Source organism: Streptomyces sp. NPDC003691, from assembly GCF_053981115.1.
In genome coordinates this window covers 1-4,237 of sequence record NZ_JBSFNQ010000196.1, presented here as the reverse complement: position 1 = coordinate 4,237, position 4,237 = coordinate 1, and the positions used below count along the sequence as shown (strand labels likewise).

Sequence of the window (4,237 nt, the reverse complement as noted above, 5' to 3'; positions counted from 1 at the left end):
CAGGACATAGGCGGCGCCGTCGGCCTGGACCACCATCACGGAGACGTTGTGCGCGACGACATCGTGCAGTTCCCGGGCGATCCGGGCCCGCTCGGGCATCATCGGCCTCGTGGCCGTCGTCCTGATCCTGGCCGCGCTGCTCGGCGCGCTGGTCTGGCGTCTGGGCGCTCCCCACCGCCCCGTCGCCGCCGCGGCACCCCTCTTCGACGACTCCCCCCGCAGCGCGGCCGAGCACCGCACCACCGCCGAAGCCCATGCCGCCGCCCGCCGGTGGAACGAAGCCGTCCAGGAACGGATGCGGGCCGTGGTCCGCGCCCTGGAGGAACGCGCGCTCCTCGAACCGCGCCCCGGCCGCACCGTCGACGAGGCCGCCGCCGAAGGAAGCCGCTCACTGCCCGCCCACTCCACCGCCCTGCGCTCCGCGGCCCGGGACTTCGACGACATCACATACGGCGGCCGCACCGCGGACCACCGGACGTACCAGCGCCTGCGCGACCTCGACCTGGACCTGGAACGCGCCCGGCCCCGGCCGGCCGACGCCGCACCGGGAGGCGGCGCATGACCACGGCCACCGGCACCAGCCTCTCTCCGACAGGCCGTCAGATATGGCGCCGGGCCAGGTGGCTGCTGTTCGCGCTGCTCCTCGTGGTCGTCGCGGGCACCGCGATCGCGGCCCTGCGCTCCGGCGACCGGCACGGTGCCCTCGACCCCCGCTCCGCCGACCGCCTCGGCAGCCGGGCCGTCGCCGAACTCCTGGACGACCGGGGAGTCCGGACCCGCGTGGTCACCACCCTCGCCGAGGCAACCGCGGCAACCGGCTCGGACACCACTCTTCTCGTCATCAACCCCGATCTTCTGACGCCGGCGCAACAGCGTTTGCTGCGGGCCGCGACGGAGACCTCGGCAGGCCGTACGGTCCTCGTCGCCCCCGGCCCGGCCTCCCTGTCCGTCCTCGCCCCCGGCACCCGCTCCCCCGGAACGGAAGCGGCCGGGAACACCGCCCCCGCCTGCTCGCTTCCCGCGGCGCGGAAAGCGGGCAGCGCCGATCTCGGCGGCCGGCAGTACATCGCCGACCCGACGACGGCGGACACCTGCTACCCGGTCGGCGGCCTGCCCACCCTGGTCCGGACGGACACCGGTGACGGCGACACCGTTCTCCTCGGCTCCTCCCGCATCCTCCACAACGAGCGCCTGGCCGCGAACGGCAACGCCTCTCTCGCTCTGCAACTCCTCGGCTCCCGACCCCATCTGGTCTGGTACCTCCCCTCCGTCAGCGATGGTTCCGCCGCCCCGGACGCGGGCGACAAGAGCTTCGTCGAACTGATCCCGTCTAACTGGCTCTGGGGCGCTCTCCAGCTCTTCGTCGCGGCGGCCGTGGCCGCCCTCTGGCGCGGCAGACGGTTCGGACGGCTCGTTCCCGAGCGGCTACCGGTCGCCGTCCGCGCCTCCGAGACCACCGAGGGCCGCGCCCGCCTCTACCACCGGGCCAAGGCCCGTGACCACGCGGCAGCCGCCCTGCGGGCCGCTACCCGTGCCCGTATCGCCCCCCTTCTCGGTGTGCCGCGGTCCGCCGCCCACCGTCCCGACGTCCTGCTTCCCGCCGTCTCCGCCCGGCTGGGGCCCGCTGAACTCGATTTCACCCTTCTGCTGTTCGGCCCGGCACCCGCCGACGAAGCGGCGCTCGTCCGCCTGGCAGACCACCTCGACGCCCTCGAAAGAGAGGTACGCGCCTCATGAGCGCCCCCACCCCCGAGACCGTCACGACCTCGGACGGCGCCCGAGCCTCTCTCGAAGCGCTCCGCACCGAGATCGCCAAGGCCGTGGTCGGCCAGGACCCCGCCGTCACGGGGCTTGTCGTCGCGCTGCTCTGCCGGGGACACGTTCTGCTGGAAGGGGTCCCCGGTGTCGCGAAGACCCTCCTGGTCCGCGCCCTCGCCGCCGCACTCAGGCTGGAGACCAAGCGGGTTCAGTTCACCCCCGATCTGATGCCCGGCGACATCACCGGCTCGCTGGTCTACGACGCGCGTACGGCCGAGTTCTCCTTCCAGCCGGGTCCCGTCTTCACCCATCTCCTGCTGGCCGACGAGATCAACCGCACGCCGCCCAAGACGCAGTCCGCCCTTCTCGAGGCCATGGAGGAACGCCAGGTCACCGTCGACGGCACGCCCCGGCCTCTGCCCGACCCGTTCCTGGTCGCGGCCACCCAGAACCCTGTCGAGTACGAGGGCACCTATCCCCTGCCCGAGGCACAGCTGGACCGCTTCCTGCTGAAACTGACGGTTCCGCTGCCTTCACGCCAGGACGAGATCGATGTCCTCACCCGCCATGCGGAAGGCTTCAACCCCCGCGACCTCCGGGCAGCGGGCGTCCGGCCCGTGGCCGGTCCCGCCGAACTGGAGGCGGCCCGGGCCGCCGTCGCCGAGACCTCGGTCTCCCCCGAGATAACCGGCTATGTCGTCGATATCTGTCGTGCCACGCGTGAATCCCCCTCACTCGCCCTCGGGGTCTCCCCTCGAGGGGCCACGGCGCTGCTCTCAACCGCGCGCGCCTGGGCCTGGCTGACCGGCCGGGACTATGTCATCCCCGATGATGTGAAGGCCCTGGCCCTGCCGACCCTGCGCCACCGCATTCAGCTCCGGCCCGAGGCGGAGATGGAGGGAGTCACTCCCGACTCCGTCATCACCGCGATCCTGAGCCATGTCCCCGTCCCCCGCTGAGACCCGAGCCCATGGCCCTCACCGGAAGAACCGCACTCCTGGCCGCTCTCGGCGCCATCCCCGTCGGTGTGCTCGCACCGAGCTGGACGGGAATGCTGGCCGTCAACGCCCCCCTGTCTCTCGCAATTCTGTGCGACTACGCACTCGCCGCGCCAGTGCGATCGCTCCGATTCACCCGAACCGGTGATACATCAGTTCGACTCGGCGAGCGGGCAGAGGTCGGGCTCACCGTCGAAAACCCTTCCCGGCGCCCGCTCCGCGGCGAGCTGCGTGACGCCTGGCCGCCCAGCAGCTGGCGGACGGGCGCCGAGCAGGCGGCATCACGGCACTCCGTTTCGATCCCGCCCGGAGAACGCCGCCGGGTCACCACGACTCTGACTCCGACCCGTCGCGGCGACCGGCAGGCGGATCGTGTCACCGTCCGCTCCTACGGCCCTCTGGGCCTGGCCGCGCGCCAGGGCAGCCACCGCGTCCCGTGGACGGTACGCGTGCTGCCGCCCTTCCACAGCCGCAAGCATCTGCCCTCACGGCTCTCGAAGCTCCGGCAGCTCGACGGCCGCACCAGCGTCCTCATCCGGGGAAACGGCACCGAGTTCGACAGCCTGCGCGACTACATTCCGGGCGACGACACCCGTTCCATCGACTGGCGGGCCACGGCCAGGCAGTCCTCCGTGGCCGTCCGGACCTGGCGACCGGAACGGGACCGCCATATCCTCATCGTTCTCGACACCGGCCGCACCTCGGCCGGCCGGGTCGGCGACGTGCCCCGCCTCGATGCCGCGATGGACGCGGCCCTGCTGCTCACGGCACTGGCCTCACGCGCCGGTGACCGGGTCGACCTGCTGGCCTACGACCGTCGTATCCGTGCCCAGGTCCGGGGCCGCTCGGCGAACGATCTGCTCCCGTCCGTCGTCGACGCGCTGGCCGGCCTGGAGCCCGAGCTGGTCGAGACGGATGCCCGTGGACTGAGTGCAGCGGCCCTGCGGAGCGCACCCCGCCGTTCCCTTATCGTCCTGCTGACCGGCCTTGACGCCGCTCCCGTCGAGGAGGGGCTGCTCCCGGTCCTCCCCGGGCTCACCCGGAGGCACACCGTGCTGCTGGCATCGGTCTCCGATCCCCGCGTGGCGGAGATGACGAAGGCCCGCGGCAGTGCCGAGGCGGTCTATCAGGCAGCGGCGGGCGCCCAGGCCCAAGCGCAGCGTCTCCGTACGGCGGAACGGCTCCAGCGGCACGGAGTCACCGTGGTGGACGCACCCCCGGATTCCCTCGCCCCGGCCCTGGCGGACGCCTATCTCGCACTGAAGGCCGCAGGCCGCCTCTGAAGGGTCCCGTATGGGAACAGGCGGAGCGGGGGTACGAAGTACCGTCGCTCCGCCCCGGCTCATCCCTCCCCGGAATCGTCCGGAAATGCAGAAAGGCCCCGCACAATGTGCGGGGCCTTCCCGGAAAAGTTGTTCGGCGGCGTCCTACTCTCCCACAGGGTCCCCCCTGCAGTACCATCGGCGCTGAAAGGCTTAGCT

At 72.2% G+C, this 4,237-nt stretch carries 3 protein-coding genes, 1 rRNA gene and 2 pseudogenes; 4 read left to right on the top strand and 2 right to left on the bottom strand.

Going from position 1 to position 4,237, the window contains the following annotated elements; translation table 11 throughout:
* Window positions 1-93: pseudogene (locus ACWDR0_RS34635) on the bottom strand (histidine kinase dimerization/phosphoacceptor domain-containing protein); the annotation flags it as partial.
* 1 nt (window position 94) lies between these two features.
* Here ACWDR0_RS34635 and ACWDR0_RS34630 point away from each other — a divergent pair.
* From ACWDR0_RS34630 to ACWDR0_RS34615, 4 genes and pseudogenes are all read left to right on the top strand, one after another.
* Window positions 95-562, top strand: a pseudogene (locus ACWDR0_RS34630) (DUF4129 domain-containing protein); the annotation flags it as partial.
* Window positions 559-1,737 (top strand): DUF4350 domain-containing protein, encoded by a 1,179-nt coding sequence (locus ACWDR0_RS34625; RefSeq protein WP_456355811.1) that lies wholly within the window; start codon window positions 559-561, stop codon window positions 1,735-1,737. The pseudogene ACWDR0_RS34630 and the gene ACWDR0_RS34625, both read left to right, overlap by 4 nt.
* Window positions 1,734-2,717 carry an AAA family ATPase gene (locus ACWDR0_RS34620; RefSeq protein WP_456355810.1) on the top strand — a complete coding sequence of 328 codons (984 nt, stop codon included), beginning with the start codon at window positions 1,734-1,736 and terminating at the stop codon, window positions 2,715-2,717. Before ACWDR0_RS34625 ends, ACWDR0_RS34620 begins: the two co-directional genes overlap by 4 nt.
* An 11-nt stretch (window positions 2,718-2,728) precedes the next feature.
* The gene (locus ACWDR0_RS34615; protein ID WP_456355809.1) at window positions 2,729-4,039 is read left to right on the top strand and encodes a DUF58 domain-containing protein; all 1,311 of its coding nucleotides are present in this window, start codon (window positions 2,729-2,731) and stop codon (window positions 4,037-4,039) included.
* Between the two features lie 131 nt (window positions 4,040-4,170).
* Here ACWDR0_RS34615 and rrf read toward each other — a convergent pair.
* Window positions 4,171-4,237, bottom strand: a 5S ribosomal RNA gene (rrf, locus tag ACWDR0_RS34610); the annotation flags it as partial.

Bases quoted from the DNA above. Each gene is read 5' to 3' on its own strand.
- ACWDR0_RS34625 (WP_456355811.1), top strand. From the start codon at position 559: ATGACCACGGCCACCGGCACCAGCCTCTCTCCGACAGGCCGTCAGATA.
- ACWDR0_RS34620 (WP_456355810.1), top strand. From the start codon at position 1,734: ATGAGCGCCCCCACCCCCGAGACCGTCACGACCTCGGACGGCGCCCGA.
- ACWDR0_RS34615 (WP_456355809.1), top strand. From the start codon at position 2,729: ATGGCCCTCACCGGAAGAACCGCACTCCTGGCCGCTCTCGGCGCCATC.